Here is a 24,669-nt window from a genome sequence, read left to right as displayed (position 1 = left end):
GATCCAAGAGACAGGCCCTAGACGACCGCGCCGTGGTCCGGGTCCTCCGGCTCGTCCTCGTCCCGGTCCTTCATCCGCGCGACCAGGGTGACGAAGCCGCCGAGGAAGGCGGTGATCCCGACCCAGGCGGGCCAGCCGGAGATCTCCCGCCAGACCACCGCGTCGACCAGCAGCAGGGCAGGGCCGCCGAGCACCGCCAGCCAGGCGAACTTGGCCGTCACGTCGGCGGTCGGCAGCGGCGGGGGCTCCGGCGGGACGAAGTGGCCCTCGTCGGTCTCCTCGGCCAGCTCGAAGTCCCGAGGACCCGCGCCGCCCGCCGGCATCACCGGCCGGCCGGAGCGGGGGCGGGGCTTGGGGGCGAGGTCGGAGAGGTCGTCCTGGTCGCCGCGGCCGCCGTCCTGGTAGCCGCCCTTGAGCTCGTTCTGCGCCCGGAGGTTCTCGATCTCGGGCCAGTTCGGGTTGTTGAGGTCGACCGGGTCGTCGAACTGGGCGACCAGCGCGGCGAAGATCTCGTCCTGCTCGGCCTGGCTGCGCTCGGGCGCGCGGCGCGGACGGCGCTCGGCGGGGGTCGCGGGGGGCTCGGTGGCGTCCTGCGCGGAGCCCTCGGTGGCGTCCTTGACGGCGTCCCGGACGGGCGGGGGCGTCGGGGAGCCGCCGTCCGCTCCGCTACGGTCCGCCGGCACACCGCCCGGGGCAGCGGCGTTCGTCCCGCCGTCCTTGGTCGCGCCGTCCTCGCGGGGAGTCTCGTCCCCGCCGCCCGCCGTGCTGCTCTCGTGCACTTCCGGCCCTTCAGCCATGGTGGTCGTCGGATTCAACCCGGATGACGCCCGCCGCGTGCGCGGGAGCCAGCCGTCGGATGAAGTCCTGGCTGGCCGCGAATATTTCCGCCGCGTCGTGGTCCAGCGTCGCGACGTGGAAGCTGCGCTGGCACAGCCGCTCCGCCACGTCCGTCGAGGATATCCGGGCCAGTACCAGTTCGGAGTTGGCCGGCGAGACGACGTGGTCCTGCGGGCTGTGGAAGAGCAGCACCGGCTGGGTCACCTCCGGCAGCAGCCCCTGGACCTCCCGCCACAGCCGGCTCAGCGACCAGGCGGCGTGCAGCGGGGTGCGGTCGTAGCCGACCTCGGCCGCGCCCGCCCGGGCGATGTCGCCCGCGACCCCGGGCAGGCTGGGGACCAGGTGGCGCAGCACCGGCAGCAGCACACTCGCGGGGGTGTCCGAGCGCACCGACGGGTTGACCAGCACCAGGCCGGAGACGGTCGGCCCGTGCAGCGCCGCGAGCCGCAGCGCCAGCCCGCCGCCCATCGACAGCGCGCAGACGAAGACCTGCTCGCACTCCTCGGCGAGCGCCAGCAGCTCGCGCTCGACCTCCGCGTACCAGTCCTCCCAGCGGGTGACCTGCATGTCCTGCCAGCGGGTCCCGTGCCCGGGCAGCAGCGGCAGCGAGACGGTGTGGCCGGCCGCCGCCAGCTCCTCGGCCCACGGCCGCAGCGACTGCGGCGACCCGGTGAAGCCGTGGCAGAGCAGCACTCCCACCGGTCCGCCACGGTGGCGGTACGGCTCGGCACCGGGCAGCAACGGCATGGCGGACTCCTTCGCGGGCGGGTGGCGCTGGGGGAGGGACGCTGGAGGGGAGGTGCTGCGGAACCGCATCGTCCCACGCGCCGCGCCGGGTCGTACACCCCCTACGGGCGGGCCCGGGCACCGGCCCTCCGGCGGGGCCGGGCGCGGCGGACGGCCGCGGGGCATTAGGATCGACCGGTCCGCATAACAGGAGGCCCGGGTTGTTCTACCGACTGATGAAGATGATCGTCGCGCCATTGCTTCGGATCTTCTTCCGGCCCTGGATCGAGGGCGAGGAGAACATCCCCGCCGAGGGTGCGGCGATCATCGCGAGCAACCACCTGTCCTTCTCGGACTCGTTCTTCTTCCCCGCGCTGATCAGGCGTCGGGTCACCTTCATCGCGAAGGCCGAGTACTTCAACACCCCGGGCCTCAAGGGCCGGCTGACCGCCGCGTTCTTCAAGGGCGTCGGCCAGCTGCCGGTGGACCGCTCGGGCGTGCGCGGCGCCGGTGAGGCCGCGATCCGCAGCGCCATCGCCGTGCTGGACCGCGGCGAGCTGTTCGGCGTCTACCCGGAGGGCACCCGTTCGCCCGACGGCAAGCTGTACCGCGGCAAGGTCGGCGGTCTGGCCCGCGTCGCGCTGGCCACCGGCGCCCCGGTGATCCCGGTCGCCATGATCGACACCGAGAAGGTGCAGCCGCCCGGCCAGGTCGTCCCCAACTTCGGTATCCGTCCCGGCATCCGGATTGGCCGCCCGCTGGACTTCTCCCGCTACCACGGCATGGAGAACGACCGCTTCATCCTCCGTTCGGTGACGGACGAGGTGATGTACGAGATCATGCGGCTGTCCGGCCAGGAGTACGTGGACATCTACGCGACCGCCGCCAAGCGGCAGATCTCCGAGGAGAAGAAGAAGGCCGACGCCGAGCGCCGGGCCGCCGCCAAGGCGGAGAAGGCGGAGGCCGCCGAGGCCGAGAAGGCGGAGAAGGCCGAGAAGGCCGCCGAGGCGGGCGGCTCGGAGAAGTCGGAGTAGCCGGAGCAGGCGTCCGGGTGGCCGCGGTGCCACCCGGACGGTCCCAGGGGAGGGGCGGGGGCGGATGACGGACGACGGCGGCAGAGCCGGCGCGGTCGGCGGCACGGTGGCGGCCGGCGGCATGTCCGTCGAACTCCCGCTGTGGCGGGCGATCTCCTACTTCCGGGTGCTGGCCCTGTGCTACGCGCTGCTGCGGTACTTCAACTCGTACCTGCACTTCCTGCACCCGGTGGCCGGCTGGATCTTCCTCGGCGCGCTGACCCTGTGGACCCTGGCCAGCACCCGGGCCTTCGGCAACCCGCAGCGCTGCACCTGGTACGTCCTGGGCACCGACCTCACCCTCGCCGTCACCGGCATCGTGATGAGCGGGATGACCGACTCCCCGGCCAGGATCAGCCACGGCGCGCCCACCCTGCCGACCATCTGGGCGGCCGGCACGGTGCTCGGCTTCGCCGCGAAGGGCGGCTGGCGCCCGGCGGCGGCCTCGGGCTCGGTGATCGGCGTCGCCAACATCCTCGGCCACGGCGGTCCGACCGGCGACAACATCCACAACATCGTGCTGCTGATGGTGGCCGGCTGCGCGATCGGCTACGTGATCGAGCTGGCCCGGGCCAGCGAGGCCACCCTCACCCGGGCGCTCCAGGTCGAGGCGGCCACCCGGGAGCGCGAGCGGCTGTCCCGGGACATCCACGACGGCGTGCTCCAGGTGCTCGCCCTGGTCCAGCGCCGCGCCACGGAACCGGGCGGCGGACCGGGCCCCGGCGCGGGCTTCGCCGAGCTCGGCCGGCTGGCAGGCGAACAGGAGCGCGCGCTGCGGGCCCTGATGACGGGCGGTCCGCTGCCGGCCCAGCGCTCGCCGCTGGCCGACGCCGCCGGGCCGGCGGACCCGGACGCGCCGTGCGACCTCACCGCGCTGCTGCGCCCGTACGCGGACGAGCGGATCACCCTCTCCGCCCCCGGCACCCCGGTGCTGCTGCCCGGCCGGGCGGCGGGCGAGCTCGCGGCGGCGGTCGGCGCCGCCGTCGACAACGTGCGCAAGCACGCGGGGGAGCGGGCCCGGGCCTGGATCCTGGTCGAGGACGAGCCGCAGGCCGTCACGGTCGGCATCCGGGACGACGGCCCCGGGTACGCCCCCGGCCGGCTCGGCGAGGCGGAGCGGGCCGGCCGGCTCGGCGTCTCCCAGTCCATCCGCGGCCGGCTGCTGGACCTCGGCGGCACGGCCGAGCTGTACTCGGCGCCCGGGGAGGGCGTCGAGGTCGAACTGCGCGTCCCGAGGAAGGCCACCCGATGACCGACCAGCCGATGACCGATCAGCCGACCGCCGACCGGCCGGTGCGGGTGATGGTGGTGGACGACCACCCGATGTGGCGGGACGCCGTCTCGCGCGACCTCGCCGAGGCCGGGCTGGACGTGGTGGCCACCGCGGGCGACGGCGAGGAGGCCGTCCGCCGCGCCCGCGCCTGCACGCCGCAGGTGGTCGTGCTGGACCTCAACCTGCCCGGCCTGCCCGGCGCCGAGGTGTGCCGCCAGGTGGTCGCGCACGACCCGGCGGTCCGGGTGCTGGTGCTGTCGGCCAGCGGCGAGCACCAGGACGTGCTGGAGGCGGTGAAGTCCGGCGCGACCGGCTACCTGGTGAAGTCGGCCGGGCGGGAGGAACTGCTGGACGCGGTGCGCCGTACGGCCGTCGGCGACGCGGTGTTCACCCCGGGCCTGGCCGGCCTGGTGCTCGGCGAGTTCCGCCGGCTGGCGGCCGAGCCGGCCCCGGCCTCGGCGCCGGCCGCCCCGCAGCTGACCGCCCGGGAGACGGAGGTGCTGCGGCTGGTGGCCAAGGGGCTGTCCTACCGGCAGATCGCCGACCGGCTGGTGCTGTCGCACCGGACGGTGCAGAACCACGTGCAGAACACGCTCGGGAAGCTGCAGCTGCACAACCGGGTGGAGCTGGTCCGGTACGCCATCGAGCAGGGCCTGGACGACGAGATCTGAGGACCGGCCGAAGGGTGGCCGGGGCGCCTGGCCCGGGCGTGGCCGGGGGATCCGCCCCCGGCCACGCCCGTCGGCTCAGCGCAGCGCGGCCGTCGCCTCGCGCAGCAGGCCCGCCACGATGTCGACCCCGTCGCGGGTGAGCACCGACTCCGGGTGGAACTGCAGCCCCGCGAAGCCGTGCCCGCGCAGCGCGTGCACGTCGCCGGTGAGGGCGTCCCGGGAGACCTCGACGCCCTCCGCGGCGAGCCGCGCCGCGTCGGCCTCCGAGCAGCGCGCGGTGAAGGTGTTGTAGAAGCCGACCGTGCGCTTGCTGCCGAACAGGTCGATGCGCTCCTGCGCCCCCTGGTACGGGACGGCCTTGCGGCCCAGCGCGAGCCCGAGCTCGGCGGCCAGCAGCTGGTGGCTCAGGCAGACCGCGAGCAGCGGCGCGGTGCGGGCGCCGGAGCGGACGGCGGCCAGCGCGTCCGCGACGATCGGCCGCAGCACCGCCATCTTGGGGTCGTCCGCGAGCGCCGGGTCGCCCGGGCCGGGGCCGAGCACCAGCGCGCCCCGGTGCGCGGCGACCCGCTCGCGCAGCCCCGGCTCGTCGTACCGGGCCACGGTCACCCGGTGGCCGAGCGAGCCGAGCAGGTGGGAGAGCATCGAGGTGAAGGTGTCCTCGCCGTCCACGACCAGGGTCGGCTCGGCCTCGGTGATCTCGGCCGGCTGCTGCATCCGCAGCCAGAACGGCGCGAGGTCGGCCCGGCGGGCGTCCAGGGCGGCCTGCACCCGGTGGTCGTCGGCGAGCCGGGGCCCGACCGGGTGGGGGAGCCGGGCGGGCGCGGGCCGGGCGCCGATCGCGGTGAGCACCCCGGCGGCCTTGGCGTGGGTCTCGGCGACCTCGGACTCCGGGACGGAGTGGCGGACCAGGGTGGCGCCGACCCGGACGACCAGCCGGCCGGTGGCCGGGTCGATGTCGGCGGTGCGGATGCAGATCGGCGAGTCCAGCAGCTGCCCGCCGCTGGCGGAGCGGCCGATCAGGGCGAGCGCGCCGGAGTAGTAGCCGCGCCCGGTGGGCTCGTAGCGCCTGATCACGCGGGTGGCGTTCTCGACCGGGCTGCCCGTGACGGTCGCGGCGAACATCGTCTCGCGGAGCACCTCGCGGACGTCCATCGAGGTGCGCCCGCGCAGCTCGTACTCGGTGTGGGCGAGGTGGGCCATCTCCTTGAGCCGGGGCCCGAGCACCTGGCCGCCGAGGTCGCCGACCGTGCACATCATCTTGAGCTCCTCGTCCACGACCATGGTGAGCTCCTCCAGCTCCTTGGGGTCGTGCAGGAAGCGGAGCAGCGAGTCGAGGTCGGAGCCGCCGGTGGGATAGCGGTAGGTGCCGGAGATCGGGTTCATCACGACGGTGCCGCCGCTCTGCCGGACGTGCACCTCGGGGGACGCGCCGACCAGCACCCGACCGCCGGTGTGCACCAGGAAGGTCCAGTACGCGCCGCGCTCCTGCTCCAGCAGCCGGCGGAAGAGCGTCAGCGCGAGCTCGGGCCCGAAGTCCTCCAGCGTCGCGTGGAAGTCGCGCCGGATCACGAAGTTGGCGCCCTCGCCGTTGCCGATCTCGTCGCGGATCACCCGGCGGACGATCGACGCGTACGCGTCGTCGTCCACGTCGAACCCGCCACCGGCAAGTGAGACCGGCAAGTTCGGCAGGGCGTGGGTGAATTCGGCCAACGGGAGGGTGTGCTGCTCGGTCACCGAGAGGGCCTGCAGCGGGGTGCCGTCGTCGTGCGCCTCGAAGCCGCGCTCGCGGATCTGGCGGTACGGGACGAGCGCCAGCAGGTCGTGCACCGGGCCGCCGCCGGTCGGCGCGCCGCTGCGTACGGGCAGGTCGGCGAGGCGCTCGTAGCTGTCGACGGTGCCGATCAGCACCTCGACGGTGTCCGGGCTGAGCCGGGGGGTGCGGCGGTGCAGCAGGGCGAACGCGGGGGCGTCGGGGCCGGTGAGGCGGGAGAGCAGGTCGACGGCGGTGGTCACGGGAACGGCATCCTTCCGGGTGGACTGGCTGAGAGGCGGTGCAAGGTCCGCTCCCGGAGGGCCGTCTGCTCAGACGCCGACGGCCGCCCCGAGGGGCGGCCGTCGTGTTCGTCTAGGAACGCGTCGTCTGTGGGCCACCCTTGGGGGAGGCCCACCACCAGGAGTGGGTGTGGGGCGCGTGCATGGTTCGAGACTAGCGGATACGCCAGGACGGGTGAGGGGGATCACGCGTTTGTCCGAGATGTGTCTCATCCTTCGGGCAATAGTCACAAGTCACTCCTGTCACCACGTAGCCTTGCGGTGTGACCGCTACGACTGACACTTCGAGGGCTGCCCACTCCTGGCAGTCCCTGCCCGCGGCGCAGCAGCCTGAATGGCCGGACCAAGAGGCTCTGCGCAAGACCCTTGCCGAGCTCGCCTCGTATCCGCCGCTCGTCTTCGCCGGCGAGTGCGACCAGCTGCGCGCCCGGCTCGGAGCCGTGGCGCGCGGGGAGGCCTTCCTCCTCCAGGGCGGTGACTGCGCCGAGGCCTTCGACGGTGTCTCGGCGGAGCACATCCGCAACAAGCTGAAGACCCTGCTGCAGATGGCCGCCGTGCTGACGTACGCGGCCTCGGTGCCGGTGGTGAAGGTCGGCCGCATCGCCGGCCAGTACTCCAAGCCGCGCTCCAAGTCGACCGAGACCCGCGACGGTGTGACCCTGCCGGTCTACCGCGGCGATTCGGTGAACGGCTTCGAGTTCACCCCCGAGTCCCGCATCCCGGACCCGGAGCGCCTGAAGCGGATGTACAACGCGTCCGCCGCGACGCTCAACCTGGTGCGCGCGTTCACCACCGGTGGTTACGCGGACCTGCGCCAGGTGCACGCCTGGAACCAGGACTTCGTCCGCAACTCGCCGGCCGGCCAGCGCTACGAGCAGCTCGCCCGGGAGATCGACAACGCCCTGGCGTTCATGAGCGCCTGTGGCGTGGTGCCGGAGGAGTTCAAGGCGGTCGAGTTCTTCTCCTCGCACGAGGCGCTGGTCCTCGACTACGAGACCGCGCTGACCCGCGTGGACTCGCGCACCGGCGAGCTGTACGACGTCTCCGGCCACATGGTGTGGATCGGCGAGCGCACCCGGCAGCTGGACCACGCGCACATCGAGTTCGCCTCCAAGATCCGCAACCCGATCGGCGTCAAGCTCGGCCCGACCACCTCGGTGGACGACGCGCTCGCCCTGATCGAGAAGCTGGACCCGGAGCGCGAGCCCGGCCGCCTGACCTTCATCACCCGGATGGGCGCGGGCAAGATCCGCGACCACCTGCCCACCCTGGTGGAGAAGGTCACCGCCTCCGGCGCCAAGCCGGTGTGGATCTGCGACCCGATGCACGGCAACACCTTCGAGGCCTCCAGCGGGCACAAGACCCGCCGCTTCGACGACGTCCTGGACGAGGTCAAGGGCTTCTTCGAGGTGCACCGCGCGCTCGGCACCCACCCGGGCGGCATCCACGTGGAGCTGACCGGCGACGACGTCACCGAGTGCGTCGGCGGCGGCGACGAGGTCATGGTGGACGACCTGCACCAGCGCTACGAGACGGCCTGCGACCCGCGCCTCAACCGCAGCCAGTCGCTGGACCTGGCGTTCCTGGTGGCGGAGATGTACCGCGGCCAGTAGGCCCGGCGTCCGTCCGATGTGACGAAGGCCCCTCCGGATTCGGTGTTCCCGAGCCCGGAGGGGCTTTTTCGTACCGGTTTCGCCGGGTAAGGTAAGCCTCAGTGAACTAAGGCAGACCTTAGTCAAGATCCACTCCGCTTCACCCCCAGGAGACACCGCGATGTACGTGTGCATGTGCCATGCGGTCACCGAGGACCAGGTGAAGAAGGCGATCGACGGCGGTGCCGGCACCCCGCGCCAGATCGCGAAGGGCTGCCGGGCCGGCACCGACTGCGGGTCCTGCGTGCGCCGCATCCAGGCGCTGCTCGGCGAGCACGGCGCCCGCCCCTGCCCGACCGCCCGGCTGGCCGCGAAGCTCGGCCTCGCGGACCCGGAGGTCCCGGCGGCGGGGCCGACCGTGCCGGCGCCGGCCCCGGGGATCGCCCCGGTGGTCCCGCTGCGGGCGGCCTGAGCCCGGGGCCGTGCGCCCTCAGGACTCCGGCTGCTCGATGACCTGGGCGATGTAGAGCGCCTCGCCGAGCTTCTCCAGCAGCTCCAGCTGGGTGTCCAGGTAGTCGATGTGGTGCTCCTCGTCGGCCAGGATGTCCTCGAAGATGTTCGCCGAGGTGACGTCGTTCTTGGCCCGCATCACCACGATCCCGCGCTTGAGCCGGTCGATCGCCTCGACCTCGATCTGGCGGTCCGCCTCGAACATCTCCTTGACCGTCTGGCCGATCCGGACGTGGAACAGCCGCTGGTAGTTGGGCAGCCCCTCCAGGAACAGGATCCGGTCGGTGAGCGTCTCGGCGTGCTTCATCTCGTCGAAGGACTCGTGCCGGGTGTACTTGGCGAGCTTCGTCCAGCCGAAGTTCTCCTGCATCTTGGCGTGCAGGAAGTACTGGTTGATCGCGGTCAGCTCGGCGGTGAGCTGCTCGTTGAGGAACTCGATGACCTCGGGATCGCCCTGCATGGTGATGCCTCCTGCGCTCGTGCTGCCGGTGTGCTGCGCATCCTGGCACCGCTTTGGGAGGAAATTCCAGTAAGTTCACACTCACTAGGACATGTGTCGGAATATCCGATTCATGCCGAAACGTGCTGGTGGGCGGGCGACCGCCGGTCCGTACGGGCGGGGGCGCGAATCAGCGCGAAGGGGCGCGCGCCGAGGCCTGCCCGCCGTCTGTCACCATGGATCCATGGGTCAGTCGAAACACGAACCGCTTCCGCCGTCTGACCCCAGGCTCCCCCCGGGACAGCGCGCGCAGCGCGGCTGGCCCGCCCTGCACTACGGGCCGGTGCCCCGCTTCAAGCCGCTGACCTGGGACCTCCAGGTGTTCGGAGCCACCGCCTCGGCGGAGAAGCACAGCTGGGACTTCGACGCCTTCAACGCCCTGCCGCGCACCACCGTCGTCGGGGACCTGCACTGCGTGACCAAGTTCTCGGTGCTCGGCAACGAGTGGACGGGCGTGTCGGCCGCCGCCGTGCTCGACCTGGTGCCGCCCGCTCCCGGCGTCACCCACGTCATGGTCTGGGCCGAGTACGGCTACAGCGCCAACCTGCGGCTGGCCGACTTCGCCGACCCGGACACCCTGCTCGCCACCCACCGCAACGGCGAGGCGCTCACCGCCGAACACGGCTTCCCGGTCCGGCTGGTGGTGCCCCGGCTGTACGCCTGGAAGGGCCCCAAGTGGGTGCGCGCGGTGGAGTACATGCGGGCCGACCGGCGCGGCTTCTGGGAGGAGCGCGGCTACCACAACCTCGCCGACCCCTGGCGGGAGCAGCGCTACTCCTACCAGGAGGAGCCCGGCGACGGGCCGCTGCGCTGACCCCGTCCGGTTCTCAGAACAGCGAGAACTTGACCGTCACCGTGCTGCGCTGCGGGCGCCGCTCGCCCGCGGCCGGGCTCTGGCCGGACGACGTGACCGCGCCGAACACGTCCCAGCCGCTGGTCTGCATGGTGAAGCCCGCCGCCTGGAGCGCCTTCTGCGCCTCGTCCTTGCTCATCCCGGTGACGTTCGGGACCGGCACCATGCCCTTGCTGACCACCAGCGAGACCGCGGAGTTCTCCTGCAGCAGCTGCCCGGCCGCCGGCGAGCTGCTGATCACCGAGCCCTCGGGCACCGTGTCGTCGTAGGTCTCGGTCACGGTGCCCCTGGTCAGCTGGGCGCCGGTCAGCGCCGAGGCGGCGTCGGCGGCGCTCCTCCCGGCGAGGTCCGGCACCGCGATCCGCTTGGGGCCCTTGGACAGGGTGACGGTGACGCTGTCGCTCTTGCGGGTGCGCGCGCCCACCCCGGGGTCGGTGGAGATCACCTGCCCGGACGGGACGGACTCGCTGAACACCTCGACGAACTTCCCGTGCAGGCCCTCCCTGTCCAGGACCCGCTGCGCCTCGGCCCGGTCCGTGCCGAGCACGCCCGGCACCGAACCGTACAGCCCCTCGGAGATCCCGTAGGTGGCGCCGCCGATCGCCAGTGCCAGGGCGACCGCCGCGGCCGTCCAGATCAGCGGCCTGCGGGGCAGACGGCGGCGCGGCCGCCCCGGCCGGCGCCGGTGCACCGGGGTCGGCTCGTCGTACGGGCGCGGCTCGGCGAGCAGCTCGTCCATCAGCTCCGGCGGCATGTCCAGCACGCTGGTGCGCTCCGTCGGCGGCTCGTCGGCGGGCCGCGGCAGCGGCTGGATCACCGAGGTCGGCTCGCTGGTCGGGTAGCGCGGGCTGGGCCGGGTGGAGGCCGGCGGTTCGGCGTCCAGCTCGGCCGGGGCGAGGGTGCGGCGGACCCGCTGGACGGCGGCGAGCAGCTCGACCGCGTCGTACGGACGGGCGTCGGCGGACCGGGAGCAGGCGCCGGCCACGATCGCGTCCAGCTCGGGGCCCACGGCGGGGGCGACCAGCGAGGGGGCCGGGACGTCCTCGTGCAGGTGCTTGTACATGACCTGGACGGGGTTGTCGCCGGTGTGCGGGCGGTGGCCGGTGAGCATCTCGTACAGCAGGATGCCGGCCGCGTAGACGTCCACCCGCTGGTCGGTGGGGGCGTCCGGGAGGATCTGCTCGGGAGCCAGGTAGGAGACGGTGCCCAGGACGGTGCCGCCGGTGGCGGTGGTGGTCGAGGTGGGCGCGCCGTCGGCGGTGCCGAGCACCCGGACCAGACCGAAGTCGGCGACCTTGACCAGGCCGCCCTCGGTGATCAGCACGTTCTCGGGCTTGACGTCGCGGTGGACCAGCCCGGCCCGGTGGGCGGCGCCGAGCGCGGCCAGCACCGGCTCCAGCACGTCCAGCGCGGCCCGGACGGACAGCGCCCCGCGGTCGCGCAGCAGGTCGCGCAGGGTGCGGCCGGGCACGTACTCCATGGCGAGGAAGACGTGGCCGCCGTCCGCGCCCTGGTCGAAGACGTTGACCACGTTGGGGTGGGTGAGCTTGGCGACCGCCTTGGCCTCGCGGATGAAGCGGGCGGTGAAGCCCTCGTCCCCGGCCAGCGAGGGGTGCATCACCTTGAGCGCGACCACCCGGTCCAGGCGGGTGTCGGTGCCCCGGTAGACGGTGGACATCCCGCCGGTCGCGATGCGCTGCTCGACCCGGTACCGGTTGTCGAGCAGGCTGCCGATCAGGGGGTCGTGCAGTGCCATGTCCACCCGGTGAGTCTAGTGCCGCCGGGCGAAGCCGGGCCCGGAGGACACCGTCTCCGGGCCCGGCTGTGCCCTGCTTGTGACACGGCTTCGCGCCGCGGGGGCCGGTGCCGTGGGCGCGCCGGACGCTCAGAACGCGGGGTGCTCGCGGGTGTCCAGGTCGGCCCGGCCGGCCATCGCGGAGGAGGCCTCGGCGTGGAAGCGGCGCGGGATGCGGCCGGCCCGGTGGGCGAGCCGGCCCGCCTCGGCGGCGTGCCGCATCGCCTCGGCCATCAGTACCGGGTCCTGAGCCCTGGTCACCGCGGAGGCGAGCATCACCGCGGCGCAGCCCAGCTCCATCGCCAGCGCCACGTCGGAGGCGGTGCCGGCGCCCGCGTCCAGGATCACCGGGACGCCGGCGCCCTCCACGATCAGCTGGAAGTTGTGCGGGTTGCGGATGCCCAGGCCCGAACCGATCGGCGAGCCCAGCGGCATGATGGCCGCGCAGCCGACGTCCTCCAGCTTGCGCGCCAGCACCGGGTCGTCATTGGTGTACGGCAGGACGGTGAAGCCGTCGTCGACGAGCGTCTCGGCGGCGTCCAGCAGCTCGATCGGGTCGGGCAGCAGGGTGCGCTCGTCGGCGATCACCTCCAGCTTGACCCAGTCGGTGCCGAGCGCCTCGCGGGCCAGTCGCGCGGTCAGCACGGCCTCGCCGGCGGTGAAGCAGCCGGCCGTGTTGGGCAGCACCCGGATGCCGTTGCGGGTCAGCACGTCCAGGACGGAGCCCTGGGTGCCGGCGTCGAGCCGGCGCATCGCGACGGTGGTCAGCTCGGTGCCGGAGGCGAGCAGCGCGCGCTCCAGGACCTCCAGGCTGGGGGCGCCGCCGGTGCCCATGATCAGCCGGGAGGAGAAGGACGTCCCGGCGATGGTCAGAAGGTCGTCGGCCATGGTTCAGCCTCCCTGGACGGCGGTGAGGATCTCGATCCGGTCGCCGGTGTCCAGCGCCGTCGCGGGCCACGAACCGCGCGGCACCACGGCCTCGTTGAGCGCGGCGGCGACGCCGGTGTTGGCGGCGCTGACGGAGGCCACCACCTCGGCGAGGGTGGTCCCGGCGGGCAGTCGGCGGGGCTCGCCGTTGACGGTCAGGGTGATCTCGGTCGGGGTGATCTCGGTCGGGGCGGTCCCGTTCTGCGGGATCCCGGTCCGGGTGGTCTCGGTCATGCGGAGGCCTTCGTCGTGGAGCGGTCGGGGGAGAAGCGCAGGGGCGTGAACGGCCTTGCGAGCTCGGGGACTTCGCCGGTGGCCAGGTACTCGGAGACCAGGTCGGCGGTCACCGGGGTGAGCAGCACGCCGTTGCGGTGGTGGCCGGTGGCGGCGACCAGCCCGGGCAGCGAGGTCGGGCCCAGCAGTGGGGCGTTGTCCGGTGATCCCGGGCGCAGCCCGGCTGAGGTCTCCAGCAGCGGGAGTTCGGTGATCCCCGGGACCAACTCGTGGGCGTCGCGCAGGAGTTCGTACACCCCGCCGGCGGTGACGGTGGTGTCGTAGCCCTGCTCCTCGGTGGTCGCGCCGACCACCAGCTCGCCGTTCTCGCGCGGCACCAGGTACAGGTGCCGGCCGCGGACGACGGCACGGACGTTGCGGGACAGGAACGGACGGTAGGCGTCCGGGACGCGCAGCCGCAGCACCTGCCCCTTCACCGGGCGGATCGCGGGCAGCACCCCCTCGGGCAGGCCGGGCAGCCGGTGGCTGTGCGGGCCGGCGGCGAGCACGACCTGCTCGGCGCTCACCGTCTCCCCGGTGCTCAGGCGGGCGCCGGTCGCCCGGCCGTTCCCGACCAGCAGCTCGACGGCCTCGGCCCGGTGGAACAGGACCCCGGCGCCTTCGCAGGCGAAGACCAGGGCGTCCAGCAGCCGGCGGCCGTCCACCTGGTGGTCCTCGGCCACGTGCAGGCCGCCGCGCACCCCGGGGGCGAGCATCGGCTCCAGCTTGCGGGCCTCCCGGCCGGTCAGCCAGCCGGAGTCCAGGCCGAGCCGCTGGTGGAAGGCGTGCAGTTCGCGCAGTTCCGCGCGGTCGTCGGAGTCCAGCGCGACGGCGAGCGTGCCGCAGCGGCGGTAGCCGGTGTCCCGGCCGCCGCCGGCCTCGGTGAGCTCGGCGGCGAAGTCCGCGTACCGCTCGTTCGAGGCCATGCCGAGGCGCAACAGCGGCTCCTCGCCGTACTGCAGCTCGGTGACCGGGGCGAGCATGCCGGCCGCGACCCGGGCCGCGCCGCCGCCGGGGGAGGGGTCGACCACGGTCACGTTCCGCAGGCCGCGCTGGGCGGCGCGCCAGGCGACGGCGAGGCCGATGATGCCCCCGCCGATCACCAGCACGTCGGCGTGGGCGGGCGATGGCAAGCGTGACAAAGCTGCTCTTCTCCCTTCGCCGGTATGACCCGGATCAGGTTCGGACGGTCGCAGGCCGTGTCAGCCCGCCTCTCAGCCCGGTCCGCCGGGCTCCCGTGTGGTGCCCCCACCTTAACGCCGGGGGTCGGCCCGGCCGAAGGCCCGTACGCAGGGTGGACAGCGGTGTGGGCGGTGGGACCCGCCCGGCCGCAGGCCCGTACCGGAGAGGGACCGCCCGCACCTCCCGGCCCACCCCCGGCCGCCGGTCGGCCGCTGAGTACAGTGACGGGCGTGGCAGAGCTGAGCGGAACGGATCAGGTGGTCGTCGTCGGAGCCGGGCTGGCCGGGGCGCAGTGCGCCCTCAAGCTGCGGCAGGGCGGTTGGCGGGGGCGGATCGTGCTGGTCGGCGAGGAGCCGCACGCGCCGTACGACCGGCCGCCGCTCTCCAAGGACGTGCTGCTCGGCAAGGCCGACTCCACCGCCCTGGGCATCGACTACGGGCAGCTCGACATCGAGCTGCTCACCGGCCGCCGCGCCACCGGCCTCACCCCCGGCGTGCTGCACACCGACGGCGGCGACCTCCCGTACGGCTCGCTGGTGATCGCCACCGGCGCCGTGCCGCGCGCCCTGCCCGGCGCCGAGCGGGCGCACCTGCTGCACACCCTGGACGACGCCCTGGCGCTGCGCGCGCTGCTGCGCCCCGGGCTGAGGCTGGTGCTGGTCGGCGCGGGCTGGATCGGCGCCGAGGTGTCCACCGCGGCCCGCGCGGCAGGCTGCGAGGTGACGGTGGTCGAGGCCGGTCCGGCGCCGCTGCCCGGCGCGCTGCCGACGGAGATCGGCTCGGCGATGGCCGCCTGGTACGCCGCGGCCGGGGTCGAGCTGCACTGCGGCGTCGGCGTGGCCGCCGTGGAGCCCGGCGCGGTGCTGCTGGCGGACGGCTCGCACCTGCCCGCCGACGAGGTGGTGGTCGGCATCGGGGCCCGCCCCGCGACCGGCTGGCTGGCCGGCTCCGGGGTCGAGCTGGACGCGACCGGCGCCGTCGTCGTGGACGGGCGGCTGCGCACCTCGGTGCCCGGCGTCTTCGCGGCCGGCGACTGCGTCAGCTACCCGTCGGCCCGGGCCGGCGCCCGGCTGGCCGTCCAGCACTGGGACCACGCCCTGCAGTCCGGTGAGGCGGTGGCCGCCGCCGTCCTGGGCGCGGACGCGCCGGACTACGACCCGGTGCCGTACTTCTGGTCCGAGCAGTTCGGGCGGATGGTCCAGTACGCCGGCCGGCACGCCGAGGGCGACGTGCCGCTCTGGCGCGGCGGTCCGCAGGACGCCGAGTGGTCGGTGCTCTGGCTGCGCGACGGCGTGCCGAGCGCGCTGCTGACCGTGGACCGGCCGCGCGACCTCACCCAGGGGCGCAGGCTGATCGAGCGCGGCACGGCGCTGGATCCGGCCCGCGCGGCAGACCCGTCGGTGCCACTGAAGGCGGCCGTGGCGTAGGGCCATGTGCGCGGTGGGCCGTGGAGGTGGCAGTCTGGTGCCGTGAGTGAGATCGATGCCAAGACTGAAGCCCTGGTCCCCGAGTGGCTGTACCTGCCCGACATCTCCGAGCGGTGGGGTGTGCTGGTCACCGAGGTCCGCAACATGGTCAAGCAGGGTGACCTGATCGCGGTCCGCCGCGGTCCCAACAAGTCCCTGCAGGTCCCGGCGGCCTTCATCGACGAGACCGGCCCGGTCAAGCACCTGGTCGGCCTGCTGACCGTGCTGCGGGACAGCGGCTTCTCCGACGACGAGATCGTCGAGTGGCTGTTCACCGAGGACGAGTCGCTGCCCGGCAGCCCGATCCAGGCGCTGTGGGAGAACCGGGCGACCGAGGTCAAGCGCCGCGCCCAGGCCATGGCGCTGTGATGACGGACCCCCGTGCCGCCCTCGCCGACGCCCGGCTGTACCTGTGCACCGACGCCCGTCGGGAGCAGGGCGACCTCGCCGAGTTCCTGGACGCGGCGCTGGCGGGCGGGGTGGACGTCGTCCAGCTGCGCGACAAGGGCCTGGAGGCCCGGCAGGAGCTGGCGGCCCTGGAGGTCTTCGCCGACGCCTGCCGCCGGCACGGCAAGCTGCTGGCCGTCAACGACCGCGCCGACGTCGCCCACGCGGCCCGGCCGGACGTGCTGCACCTCGGCCAGGACGACCTGCCGGTACCGGCCGCCCGGGCGATCCTCGGCGAGGACGTGCTGATCGGCCGCTCCTGCCACGCCGAGTCCGAGGTGGACGCGGCGATCGCCGAGCCCGGCGTGGACTACTTCTGCACCGGCCCGGTCTGGCCGACCCCGACCAAGCCGGGCCGCCCGGCCCCGGGCCTCGGCCTGGTCTCGTACGCGGCGAAGCAGGCCACCGACCGGCCGTGGTTCGCGATCGGCGGGATCGACCTCGGCAACCTGGACGAGGTGCTGGCCGCCGGCGCCCGCCGGGTCGTCGTGGTGCGGGCGATCACCGCCGCGGCGGACCCGGGGGCGGCCGCCGCCGAGCTGTCCCGCCGGGTGCGCGCCGCGCTCTGACCGCCCGGATCCGCGGAACCCGCCGGATCCGCCCGGATCCGCGGGGCCCCGCTCCGAACCGGTAGGACCCGCCCGAGGCCGTCGCCGTCCGTCAGTACTTGCGGACGGTGGCGGCCTCGGCCAGTGCCAGCAGCACCGTACGGGCCCGCCCGTCGGCGAGCGGCGCCGCCTCCAGCGCGGCCAGCGACTGCCGCATCAGCTCCTCGATCCGGCGTTCCACCACCTCCGGCGCGCCGCTGCGGGCGACCAGCGCGCGCAGTTCGGCGACCTCGGGGGCGGCCAGGTCCGGTGCGCCGAGCCGCTCGTCCAGGTGCCGGGCGTCGGCGGCCGACAGGCCCCGCATCGCGTGGGCGACCAGCAGGGTGCGCTTGCCCTCGCGCAGGTCGTCCCCGGCCGGCTTGCCGGTGACGGCTGGGTCCCCGAAGACGCCGAGCAGGTCGTCGCGCAGCTGGAAGGCCTCGCCCAGCGGCAGCCCGAACGCCCCGTACGCCTCGACCAGCTCGGGGCCGGCGCCCGCCAGCAGCGCCCCCACCTGGAGCGGCCGCTCGATGGTGTACTTCGCGGACTTGTAGTGCAGCACGGTCTGCGCGCGGTCCAGCGCGCCCTCGTCGGTCGAGTCGCCGGCCACCGGCTCCAGCACGTCCAGGTACTGGCCGAGCATGACCTCGGTGCGCATCAGGTCGAACACCGGCTTGGCGGCCAGGACGGCGGCGGGCTCCAGGCCGGAGCGCAGGAAGAGCTCGTCGCACCAGATCAGCAGCAGGTCGCCGAGCAGCACCGCGGCCGAGGTGCCGTACTGCTCGCGGTCACCGCGCCAGCCGTTGTCGCGGTGCAGCGCCTCGAAGCGGCGGTGGACCGAGGGCAGGCCGCGGCGGGTGTCGCTGCGGTCCATCAGGTCGTCGTGGACCAGGGCGCTCGCCTGGAGCAGCTCCAGGGCGGCGGCCGCGTTGGCGATCGCCTCGCCGGTGGCGCCCCCGGCCGGGCCGCCGGCGCCGCGCCAGCCCCAGTAGCAGAACGCCGGGCGCAGTCGCTTGCCGCCGTCCAGCAGGAAGTCGCGCAGCGCGTCGGCGGCGGGGGCCAGCCGGGGCGAGATCTTGTCGAGCAGCACGGACTGGTCGTCCATGAACGCGGCGAGCGCCGCGTTGACGCGGGTGCGGACGTCCTCCACGTCAATGGGATTGGCCGCACTGCTGGCCGCACTGATGGCCGAACCGGGGTTGGCCGGCCGGGTGCTGGACGAGGTCACGATGGGGCTCCGCTGGTTCTCTGGGGTGCAGCAAGCGTAGCGGGGCGGCTGGGAACGGGCGTGCGAGCGGCCCCGCCGGGGGCACGTGGGAGGCGCCGCGGAGAGCCCTACCGGGGTGAACCGGAGCGCCGTCCATCAGTTGTCTCAATAGATGGAATCCGATGTCCGGCCCCTCCGACCGCCGGATAGCCTGCCAGCATGGCACTCGGCATCGCTTCCACGAGAACGGATCGCGCACTGACCGTGCGCGAACTCCTGGCGGCCGGCAAGCGCTCCTTCTCCTTCGAGTTCATGCCGCCGCGCACCGAGGTCGGCGAGCAGAAGCTCTGGGACGCCATCCGCCGGCTCGAGCCCCTCGACCCCAACTTCGTCTGCATGACGTACGGCGCCGGCGGCTCCTCGCGCGAGCGCACCGTCAACATGGTCGGCCGGATCGCCACCGAGACCACCCTGACCCCGGTCGCCCACCTCACCGCGGTGGACCACTCGATCGCCGAGCTGCGCAACATCATCGGCCAGTACGCCGACCAGGGCGTGCGCAACGTCCTCGCGGTCCGGGGCGACCCGCCCGGGGACCCGATGGGCGAGTGGGTCAGCCACCCCGACGGCGTCACCTACGCGTACGAGCTGGTGGAGCTGATCAAGGGCATCGGCGACTTCTGCGTCGGCGTCGCGGCCTCGCCGAACATGCACCCGCGCTCCACCGACTGGGACGAGGACATCCGGCACTTCGTCGCGAAGATCCGCTCCGGGGCCGACTACGCGATCACCCAGATGTTCTTCGAGGTGGACGACTACCTGCGGCTGCGCGACCGGGTGACGGCCGCCGGCTGCGAGGCGCCGATCATCCCGGAGATCATGCCGGTCACCAACGCCAAGCAGCTGGAGCGCTTCCCGCAGCTCAGCGGCTCGGCCTTCCCGGCCGACCTGGAGGCCCGGCTGCGGGCGGCCATCGACGACCCGGCGGCCCTGCGGGCCATCGGCATGGAGCACGCCACGGCGATGGCCGAGCGCCTCCTCGCCGAGGGTGCGCCCGGTCTGCACTTCATCACGCTGAACCACTCGACGGCGACGCTGGAGATCTACCAGAACCTGGGGCTGCACCAGCGCTGACGCCGGGTGTTCACGAGCCCGTCACCGTACCGGGGTGGCGGGCTCGGTCGTGTGCGGCCGGTGTCCGGGGGCCGGGGAACGCGATGCGGTACCCCGGCCGTTGAACCGGTACAGTCGCCGCACACGCGCGGCGCACACGCGCGGGCACGCGACTGGAGGTAGCGGGCGGATGGGCATCGGATACCTGCTGCTGTACGCCGCGTTGGCGGTGGTGGCGCTCTGGCTGGTCGCGGAGGTGTTGCTGCAGAACCGGGCTCCGGTGCACTGGCGGGTCCTGGCCCTGGTCGGCTTCCTGGGCGTGGCCGTCGGGATGATCCTCGGCTCGGTCGTGGTGATCGGCGCCGGCGCCGCACTGTTCGCGGTCGGCCAGACCTTCGTCACCCTCTCGGTCAAGCGCGGCTACCAGACCGGCTGGTCCCTGCGGAAGCCCGACGGCAGCCTGCCCGGACCGCTCGCCAAGGTGCCGCTGCTCGGCGCCCTCACCGGCGGCGTCGCCGCGGTGGCGGCCGCCGCGGCCACCCGGAAGCGGGTCGGCGAGGTCAGCGCCGTCGAGGAGACCCCGGAGCCCCTGCCGGTGCCCGACGAGGTGCCGGAGGTCGAGCAGACCGCCGCCTTCGAGATGCAGGAACTCGCCCAGGACGGCGTCTACGCCTCCGCGTACTACGAGCAGCAGCCGCAGGTCCAGCAGCAGCCCCAGGACCCGTACGCCGGCGCCTACCAGGCCGGCTACGACCAGCAGCAGTGGCAGACCCAGCAGCAGCCCGCCTTCGGCTACGAGCAGCAGCCCTACGAGCAGCCGTCCTACGACCAGCAGTCCTACGGCGGCTACCCCCAGCAGCAGCAGGACCCGTACGGCGGCTACCCGCAGCAGGACCCGTACGCGGGCTACCAGCAGCCGCAGCACCAGCAGGCCTGGGACCAGCACGCCCAGCCCCAGCCCCAGCCCCAGCAGGAGTGGCAGCCCCAGCCCGACCCGAACGTCCAGGGCATCCCGCAGCAGCCGACGTACGACCAGAACCACGGCTACCAGCAGCACACCTGGCACCAGGGCTGACCCTAGGCCGGGCCGATCAGCCCGGCGGTGATGCAGGCCGACATGCCGACCCGGGCGAGGCCGCCGCCGGGGTGGGCGTTGCCGCCGACCAGGTAGAGCCCGGGGACGGGGGACTCGTTGGCGGCCTTCAGCCAGGAGCCCCCGGAGCCGGCCAGGGCCGGGCGGGCGACCGCGCCGCCGAGGGCTCCGGTCTCCCGGCGGGTGTCCTCCGGGGTGCGCACGACCCGCCACAGCACCCGCTCGCGCAGGCCCAGGCCGGCCGCGTCCACATGGGCGAGCAGGTGGTCGGCGTAGCGGTCGGCGACGCCCGGCGCCGTCCAGTCGAACTCGCCCTGGGCGGGGACGGTCGCGGTCAGCACCACGCTCTCGTGGTCGTCGTCGGGCCGCAGCTCCGGGTCGTCCGGGCGCAGCACCTGGACGGTGGGGCGCTCGCAGGGCGGGACGGAGAGGGTGAGGGCGTTCGCCTCGTCGGCCGGATCGGCCGCGTGCACCACCGTGCGGTGCGCGATGCCCGCCGGGCGGGGCCCGCGCAGCGCGAGCAGCACGCTGAACCGGCCGGGCACCTCCTGCGGCTCCCAGTCCCCGGCCGGCACCCCCGGCCACTCGGAGAGGCCGTGGTGGTACAGGGCGGCGGTGTCCATCGCGGAGACCACCAGGTCCGCGTCGATCCGGCCGCCCGCCGTCTCGACCCCGCGCGCCCGGCCGCCCTCGACGACCACCCGGGTGACCGGGGTGTCGAAACGGAACTCGACCTTGCGCAGCTCGCAGCGGCGGAACACCGCGTCCGCGAGCGCCCGCAGGCCGCCCCGGACGTACCAGACGCCGAAGGACTGCTCCATGTACGGCAGCACGGTGGCCCCGGCGGGCGCCTCGGCCGGGTTGAAGCCGTACCGGAGGGCCGACTCGAACAGCAGGGCGGTCAGACCGGGGTGGTCGCCGAGTTCGCGCGCGGCCACGTGCTCCAGGGACCACGGCCGCGCGCGGCGCAGCCGGGCCAGGCCGGTGCGCGGCGGGACGGGGTACGGGTCGGTGCCCAGCAGGGCCCGGTCGGCCGCGGACAGCACGCCGCGCTCGGCCGGCAGCGGCTCCTCCAGCAGCGGGCGGCGGGTGGCCTCCCAGACCGTCCGGCCGTGGTTCATCACCGCGCTCCAGCGGGCGCCGGAGCCCGCGCCGAAGGCGGCGTCCAGGGCCTGGCTGACACCGCCGCGGGAGGCGTTCGGCAGGGTGACGACGGTGCCGTCGGCGAACAGGTGCCGGCTCTCCGGGTCGACCGGGGCCAGCTCGACCAGTTGCTCCAGCGGCTCCTTCCCGGTCTTCAGCGCCAGGTCGCGGTAGACCGCGGGGAGGGCGAGCAGGCCGGGCCCGGTGTCGAAGGCGAAGCCCTCGCGCTCGTACCGCCCGACCATGCCCCCGTGGGTGCCGCCCGCCTCGCAGACCGTCACCCGGTGGCCGATGGTCGCCAGCCGTGAGGCCGCCGCGAGCCCGCTCATTCCTGCGCCGATGATGACGATCCGTGCCATGGCACCAGATCCTAGGACGACCCTTACGCGACTCCCGCCGCCCGGGCGGCCCGGCGCTCGCGACGGCGGGCCCGGAAGGCCCGGACCCTGCTGATCGCCAGCCAGACCAGCAGCAACCCGACGGCCAGGACCACGGCGGCCGCGGTGGCGGCCAGCCAGGGGTGGAAGATCGCCAGGGTGATCAGACCGGCCACCGAGAGGTCCTCCGCCAGGCTGACCACGATGTTGCTGGCCGGCTCGGGGGAGGTGTTGACGGCCATCCGCAGCGAGGCCTTCACCAGGTGGCTGACCAGCGCCGAGGTGCCGCCCATCGCGCCGGCCGCGACCTCGCTCAGCGAGCCGGGGTCGTTGCTCGCGATCAGCACGCCGACGGTGGCGCCGGCGACCGGCCGGATCACCGTGTGCACGGCGTCCCAGACGCTGTCCACGTACGGGATCTTGTCGGCCACCGCCTCCAGCGCGAACAGCACGCCGGCCACGACCAGCACGTCCGTGCGCTCCAGCGCCCGCGGCACCGAGTCCGCGTCGGCGAACCTGCCCAGCAGGCCGAGCAGCAGCACCACCGCGTAGGCGTTGACGCCGCTGGCCAGTCCGCTGGTGAAGATCAGCGGCAGGACCGTCATCTCGTCCCCCTCCTCGTCATCGCGTCCCCTCGTCGTCCGGTGGGGCCGGTCCGTGCCCGGCTCCGCCGTACCGTACCGGCAGCCGGGACGCGGCGGGCGCACCTCCCGGTTCCGGCGGCCGGCGGGCCGGGGCGGACTGAGTACGGATACTCAGATCCACGGTTGAGTACCTCAGCGGATGGCCGCCGACCTGCGCAGACGGGAGAGTGGAGGTACCCGGGAGGGCGGCGCGTCGGGCGCCGGGCCCACCCGGGCGGCGGATCCGTCCGTCCCCCGGAAGCGAAACGCCAGGGGGAGGCGGCGGACGGACCGCCACGGGGCTGGTCACGGTCCTCGCACCGCCGACACGGGGCGGCGGAGCGGGCCGGGGGGAGACCGGCCGTACGGGGGAGTCGCACCGCCGACCGTGGGATCGGCGGAGCGACGGCATGGCGGCGGCGCGGAACAGGGGGAGGACCGCGCCCGCCGCCTTACGCCGTTTCCGGAGCCTTTCCGGCCACCCTTGCCCGCTTCCGGCTCACCGGGGGCCCGGATTGTCAGTGCCGCCGTTCACGATGGAGACGCACGGACCACCCGGTCCGCGCGCTGCCTCGGAACGGGGGAGACCATGACCATCAGCCGTCCTGAGCCCGTCACCGCCCGCCTCCACTCCGCCGCCCTGCCGCTCTTCCCGGGTCCGTCCGCCGGACGCCCCGCCACAGCGGACGTCCACCCCGTGCTGCGCCGGGTCTCCGCGCCGCCGGCCGCCCTCGACCTGCTCGCCGACGCCCACCGCACCCTCGCCCGGGCCCGCGCCCTGGAGGACCCGCTGGAGCGCTACGCCACCGCCCACCTGGCCGCGCTGCGCACGGTGGCCGCCGTCCTGGCGGTGCGCGGCCGCCCGGAGAAGAGCCCGCGCCGCCGCAAGGCCATCCGCAGCGCCTGGGAGGTGCTGCCCGAGGTGGCCCCCGAGCTCGCCGAGTGGGCGCTCTACTACGGTGCGGGTGCCCGCCGCCGGGCCGCCGCCGAGGCCGGGATCAGGGGCGCCGCCTCGGCCCGCGACGCCGACGACCTGATCCGCAACTCCGCCCTGTTCCTGCGCCTGGTCGAGCGCCTGCTCGGCCTGCACGCCGCCCCGCCCCCGCCCCGGCTGCCGCCGGACGGCGGCGAGCCGCCGGGCGTGGGCGGGGTCCCCGCCGGGCCGGTCTAGGGCCTGTCTCTTGGATTTTGTCGGATCAGGGCGCGGCGTTGGGGTGCGTGCATCGCAAGGCGGAGGAGGGAGCCACTGCGGAGCATTGGCGACTGACGACAACGCGGCGAGGTGCGTGCCCCGGCGTCGTGGGCCCGGCAAGGATCCGAGAGACAGGCTCTAAGGTGGAGGCATCCTGATCGAACTGCACGTGCCAAGGAGCCCCACCTTGTACCCGACGCGTCCCCGCAGTGCCCTGCGTACCGCCGTGGTGTGGGAGGTGGTCCGGGCGGCCCTGGAGAAGCGGTCGGCCAAGCTGGACCAGCCGGTGCTCGACGTGGTCGACACCGGCGGCGGCACCGGGAACTTCGCCGTGCCGGTCGCCAAGCTCGGCCACCGGGTCACCGTGGTCGACCCGAGCCCGGACGCCCTGTTCGCGCTGGAGCGCCGGGCCGCCGAGGCCGGTGTGACGGACCTGGTGCGGGCCGTCCAGGGCGATACCCAGACCCTGCCCGAGCTGGTCGCCGCCGGCAGCGTCGACGCGGTGCTCTGCCACGGCGTGCTGGAGATGGTGGACGACCCGGCCGAGGCGCTCGGCAGCCTGGCGGGCACCCTGCGCGAGGGCGGCGTGGTCAGCCTGCTGGCGGCCAACCGCAACGGCGCCGTGCTGGCCCGCGCGCTGGCCGGCCACTTCAACGAGGCCCGCACCGTGCTCACCGCCGCCGACGGCCGCTGGGGCGAGCAGGACCCGATGCCGCGCCGCTTCACCGGCGAGGAACTGGGCCGGCTGGCCGAGGCCGCGGGCCTGCGGGTGGAGTCGGTGCACGGCGTACGGGTCTTCTCCGACCTCGTCCCCGGCGTGCTGGTGGACACCGAGCCGGGCGCGCTGGACGCGCTGCTGAAGCTGGAGGAGGCCGCCGCCGCGCAGCCCGCCTTCCACGCCGTGGCGACCCAGCTGCACCTGCTGGCCACCCTGGGCTGAGGCGCCCCTCCGGGCCCGCGCGCCCCTTCACCCACTCTCCCGCCGCCGGACGGCTTCTTCGCACTCCGTACGGCGGCGGTTCATGATCTTGAAGCCGTCGGTTCTCCCGGCCGTGATCCCGCCCCGCGCCGCCCGGTTCCGGCCCTGCCACGGCGCCCGGCGGCGAACCTGCCCAGGTCCGGGACGATTCCATCCGATCGGGCACTTGTCCGGGGCGT

At 74.2% G+C, this 24,669-nt stretch carries 24 protein-coding genes and 1 riboswitch; of the genes, 13 read left to right on the top strand and 11 right to left on the bottom strand.

Features of this window, described 5'->3' with window-relative positions; translation table 11 throughout:
* Positions 1 to 17: 17 nt before the first annotated feature.
* Positions 18 to 779 (bottom strand): hypothetical protein, encoded by a 762-nt coding sequence (locus ACGF13_RS06015; protein ID WP_392869382.1) that lies wholly within the window; start codon positions 777 to 779, stop codon positions 18 to 20.
* Between the two features lie 10 nt (positions 780 to 789).
* A complete protein-coding gene (locus tag ACGF13_RS06010; protein ID WP_392869380.1) occupies positions 790 to 1,584 on the bottom strand; it encodes an alpha/beta hydrolase in 795 nt (264 codons plus the stop codon).
* Between the two features lie 200 nt (positions 1,585 to 1,784).
* Here ACGF13_RS06010 and ACGF13_RS06005 point away from each other — a divergent pair, with 200 nt between their 5' ends.
* The 3 genes from ACGF13_RS06005 (at position 1,785) to ACGF13_RS05995 (ending at position 4,580) form a co-directional block, all read left to right on the top strand.
* Positions 1,785 to 2,597, top strand: coding sequence for a lysophospholipid acyltransferase family protein (locus ACGF13_RS06005; protein ID WP_392869378.1), 813 nt, complete (start codon positions 1,785 to 1,787; stop codon positions 2,595 to 2,597).
* A 64-nt stretch (positions 2,598 to 2,661) separates the two neighbouring features.
* A complete protein-coding gene (gene macS, locus ACGF13_RS06000; protein ID WP_392869377.1) occupies positions 2,662 to 3,888 on the top strand; it encodes a MacS family sensor histidine kinase in 1,227 nt (408 codons plus the stop codon).
* The gene (locus ACGF13_RS05995) at positions 3,885 to 4,580 is read left to right on the top strand and encodes a response regulator (protein ID WP_392869375.1); all 696 of its coding nucleotides are present in this window, start codon (positions 3,885 to 3,887) and stop codon (positions 4,578 to 4,580) included. The genes macS and ACGF13_RS05995 overlap by 4 nt, the downstream gene beginning before the upstream one ends.
* Before the next feature lie 75 nt (positions 4,581 to 4,655).
* Here the strand turns inward: ACGF13_RS05995 and ACGF13_RS05990 are convergent, their stop codons facing one another.
* Positions 4,656 to 6,593: an anthranilate synthase family protein gene (locus ACGF13_RS05990; protein WP_392869373.1), complete on the bottom strand. Its 1,938-nt coding sequence runs from the start codon at positions 6,591 to 6,593 to the stop codon at positions 4,656 to 4,658.
* Between the two features lie 302 nt (positions 6,594 to 6,895).
* Here ACGF13_RS05990 and ACGF13_RS05985 point away from each other — a divergent pair, with 302 nt between their 5' ends.
* A complete protein-coding gene (locus tag ACGF13_RS05985; RefSeq protein ID WP_392869372.1) occupies positions 6,896 to 8,245 on the top strand; it encodes a class II 3-deoxy-7-phosphoheptulonate synthase in 1,350 nt (449 codons plus the stop codon).
* A gap of 160 nt (positions 8,246 to 8,405) precedes the next feature.
* Complete coding sequence (locus tag ACGF13_RS05980; RefSeq protein WP_392869370.1) at positions 8,406 to 8,696, top strand: bacterioferritin-associated ferredoxin; 291 nt, start codon at positions 8,406 to 8,408, stop codon at positions 8,694 to 8,696.
* A gap of 18 nt (positions 8,697 to 8,714) precedes the next feature.
* Here the strand turns inward: ACGF13_RS05980 and bfr are convergent, their stop codons facing one another.
* Positions 8,715 to 9,194 carry a bacterioferritin gene (gene bfr, locus ACGF13_RS05975; RefSeq protein WP_224281434.1) on the bottom strand — a complete coding sequence of 160 codons (480 nt, stop codon included), beginning with the start codon at positions 9,192 to 9,194 and terminating at the stop codon, positions 8,715 to 8,717.
* Between the two features lie 223 nt (positions 9,195 to 9,417).
* Here bfr and ACGF13_RS05970 point away from each other — a divergent pair, with 223 nt between their 5' ends.
* Positions 9,418 to 10,047, top strand: a complete 630-nt coding sequence (locus ACGF13_RS05970) for a sulfite oxidase-like oxidoreductase (protein ID WP_392869368.1) — start codon at positions 9,418 to 9,420, stop codon at positions 10,045 to 10,047.
* A gap of 13 nt (positions 10,048 to 10,060) precedes the next feature.
* Here ACGF13_RS05970 and pknB read toward each other — a convergent pair whose 3' ends face one another.
* The 4 genes from pknB to thiO all read right to left on the bottom strand — a co-directional run bounded on the left by pknB (position 10,061) and on the right by thiO (position 14,223).
* Positions 10,061 to 11,842, bottom strand: a complete 1,782-nt coding sequence (gene pknB / locus ACGF13_RS05965; protein ID WP_392870069.1) for a Stk1 family PASTA domain-containing Ser/Thr kinase — start codon at positions 11,840 to 11,842, stop codon at positions 10,061 to 10,063.
* A gap of 129 nt (positions 11,843 to 11,971) precedes the next feature.
* The gene (locus tag ACGF13_RS05960; RefSeq protein WP_392869366.1) at positions 11,972 to 12,769 is read right to left on the bottom strand and encodes a thiazole synthase; all 798 of its coding nucleotides are present in this window, start codon (positions 12,767 to 12,769) and stop codon (positions 11,972 to 11,974) included.
* A gap of 3 nt (positions 12,770 to 12,772) precedes the next feature.
* Positions 12,773 to 13,042, bottom strand: a complete 270-nt coding sequence (gene thiS, locus ACGF13_RS05955) for a sulfur carrier protein ThiS (protein WP_392869364.1) — start codon at positions 13,040 to 13,042, stop codon at positions 12,773 to 12,775.
* Positions 13,039 to 14,223, bottom strand: coding sequence for a glycine oxidase ThiO (gene thiO, locus ACGF13_RS05950; protein WP_392869362.1), 1,185 nt, complete (start codon positions 14,221 to 14,223; stop codon positions 13,039 to 13,041). The genes thiS and thiO overlap by 4 nt, the downstream gene beginning before the upstream one ends.
* A riboswitch (TPP riboswitch) is annotated at positions 14,218 to 14,330 on the bottom strand. (Overlaps the previous gene by 6 nt.)
* A 154-nt stretch (positions 14,331 to 14,484) precedes the next feature.
* On the opposite strand from thiO, the gene ACGF13_RS05945 reads away from it, so the two are divergent.
* The 3 genes from ACGF13_RS05945 to thiE are packed head-to-tail and all read left to right on the top strand — an operon-like array spanning position 14,485 to position 16,745.
* Positions 14,485 to 15,690: an NAD(P)/FAD-dependent oxidoreductase gene (locus tag ACGF13_RS05945; RefSeq protein WP_392869360.1), complete on the top strand. Its 1,206-nt coding sequence runs from the start codon at positions 14,485 to 14,487 to the stop codon at positions 15,688 to 15,690.
* A 42-nt stretch (positions 15,691 to 15,732) separates the two neighbouring features.
* Positions 15,733 to 16,098, top strand: coding sequence for an Rv2175c family DNA-binding protein (locus tag ACGF13_RS05940; RefSeq protein WP_392869358.1), 366 nt, complete (start codon positions 15,733 to 15,735; stop codon positions 16,096 to 16,098).
* Positions 16,098 to 16,745, top strand: coding sequence for a thiamine phosphate synthase (gene thiE, locus ACGF13_RS05935; RefSeq protein ID WP_392869356.1), 648 nt, complete (start codon positions 16,098 to 16,100; stop codon positions 16,743 to 16,745). Before ACGF13_RS05940 ends, thiE begins: the two co-directional genes overlap by 1 nt.
* A gap of 91 nt (positions 16,746 to 16,836) precedes the next feature.
* Here the strand turns inward: thiE and ACGF13_RS05930 are convergent, their stop codons facing one another.
* Positions 16,837 to 17,991 carry a polyprenyl synthetase family protein gene (locus tag ACGF13_RS05930; protein ID WP_392869354.1) on the bottom strand — a complete coding sequence of 385 codons (1,155 nt, stop codon included), beginning with the start codon at positions 17,989 to 17,991 and terminating at the stop codon, positions 16,837 to 16,839.
* Positions 17,992 to 18,189: 198 nt separating this feature from the next.
* Here ACGF13_RS05930 and metF point away from each other — a divergent pair, with 198 nt between their 5' ends.
* Both metF and ACGF13_RS05920 read left to right on the top strand, forming a co-directional pair.
* Positions 18,190 to 19,104 carry a methylenetetrahydrofolate reductase [NAD(P)H] gene (gene metF / locus ACGF13_RS05925; protein ID WP_392869352.1) on the top strand — a complete coding sequence of 305 codons (915 nt, stop codon included), beginning with the start codon at positions 18,190 to 18,192 and terminating at the stop codon, positions 19,102 to 19,104.
* Positions 19,105 to 19,273: 169 nt separating this feature from the next.
* Positions 19,274 to 20,158 carry a hypothetical protein gene (locus ACGF13_RS05920; protein ID WP_392869350.1) on the top strand — a complete coding sequence of 295 codons (885 nt, stop codon included), beginning with the start codon at positions 19,274 to 19,276 and terminating at the stop codon, positions 20,156 to 20,158.
* A 2-nt stretch (positions 20,159 to 20,160) separates the two neighbouring features.
* On the opposite strand, the gene ACGF13_RS05915 is transcribed toward ACGF13_RS05920, so the two are convergent.
* Entirely contained in the window at positions 20,161 to 21,678 is a 1,518-nt protein-coding gene (locus tag ACGF13_RS05915) for a phytoene desaturase family protein (RefSeq protein ID WP_392869348.1), read from the bottom strand.
* Between the two features lie 23 nt (positions 21,679 to 21,701).
* Entirely contained in the window at positions 21,702 to 22,301 is a 600-nt protein-coding gene (locus ACGF13_RS05910; protein ID WP_392869346.1) for a DUF4126 domain-containing protein, read from the bottom strand.
* Positions 22,302 to 22,914: 613 nt separating this feature from the next.
* Between ACGF13_RS05910 and ACGF13_RS05905 the strand changes: the two genes are divergently transcribed.
* Together ACGF13_RS05905 and ACGF13_RS05900 are read left to right on the top strand one after the other, a co-directional pair.
* Positions 22,915 to 23,490, top strand: a complete 576-nt coding sequence (locus ACGF13_RS05905) for an SAV_6107 family HEPN domain-containing protein (protein ID WP_392870066.1) — start codon at positions 22,915 to 22,917, stop codon at positions 23,488 to 23,490.
* 208 nt (positions 23,491 to 23,698) lie between these two features.
* Positions 23,699 to 24,451 (top strand): methyltransferase domain-containing protein, encoded by a 753-nt coding sequence (locus tag ACGF13_RS05900; protein WP_392869344.1) that lies wholly within the window; start codon positions 23,699 to 23,701, stop codon positions 24,449 to 24,451.
* Positions 24,452 to 24,669: the final 218 nt, after the last annotated feature.

It is taken from the genome of Kitasatospora sp. NPDC048286, assembly GCF_043201735.1.
Taxonomy (GTDB): Bacteria; Actinomycetota; Actinomycetes; order Streptomycetales; family Streptomycetaceae; genus Kitasatospora.
Note: the sequence above shows the minus strand (reverse complement) of the source record. Positions and strands in the feature narration are given on the sequence as shown.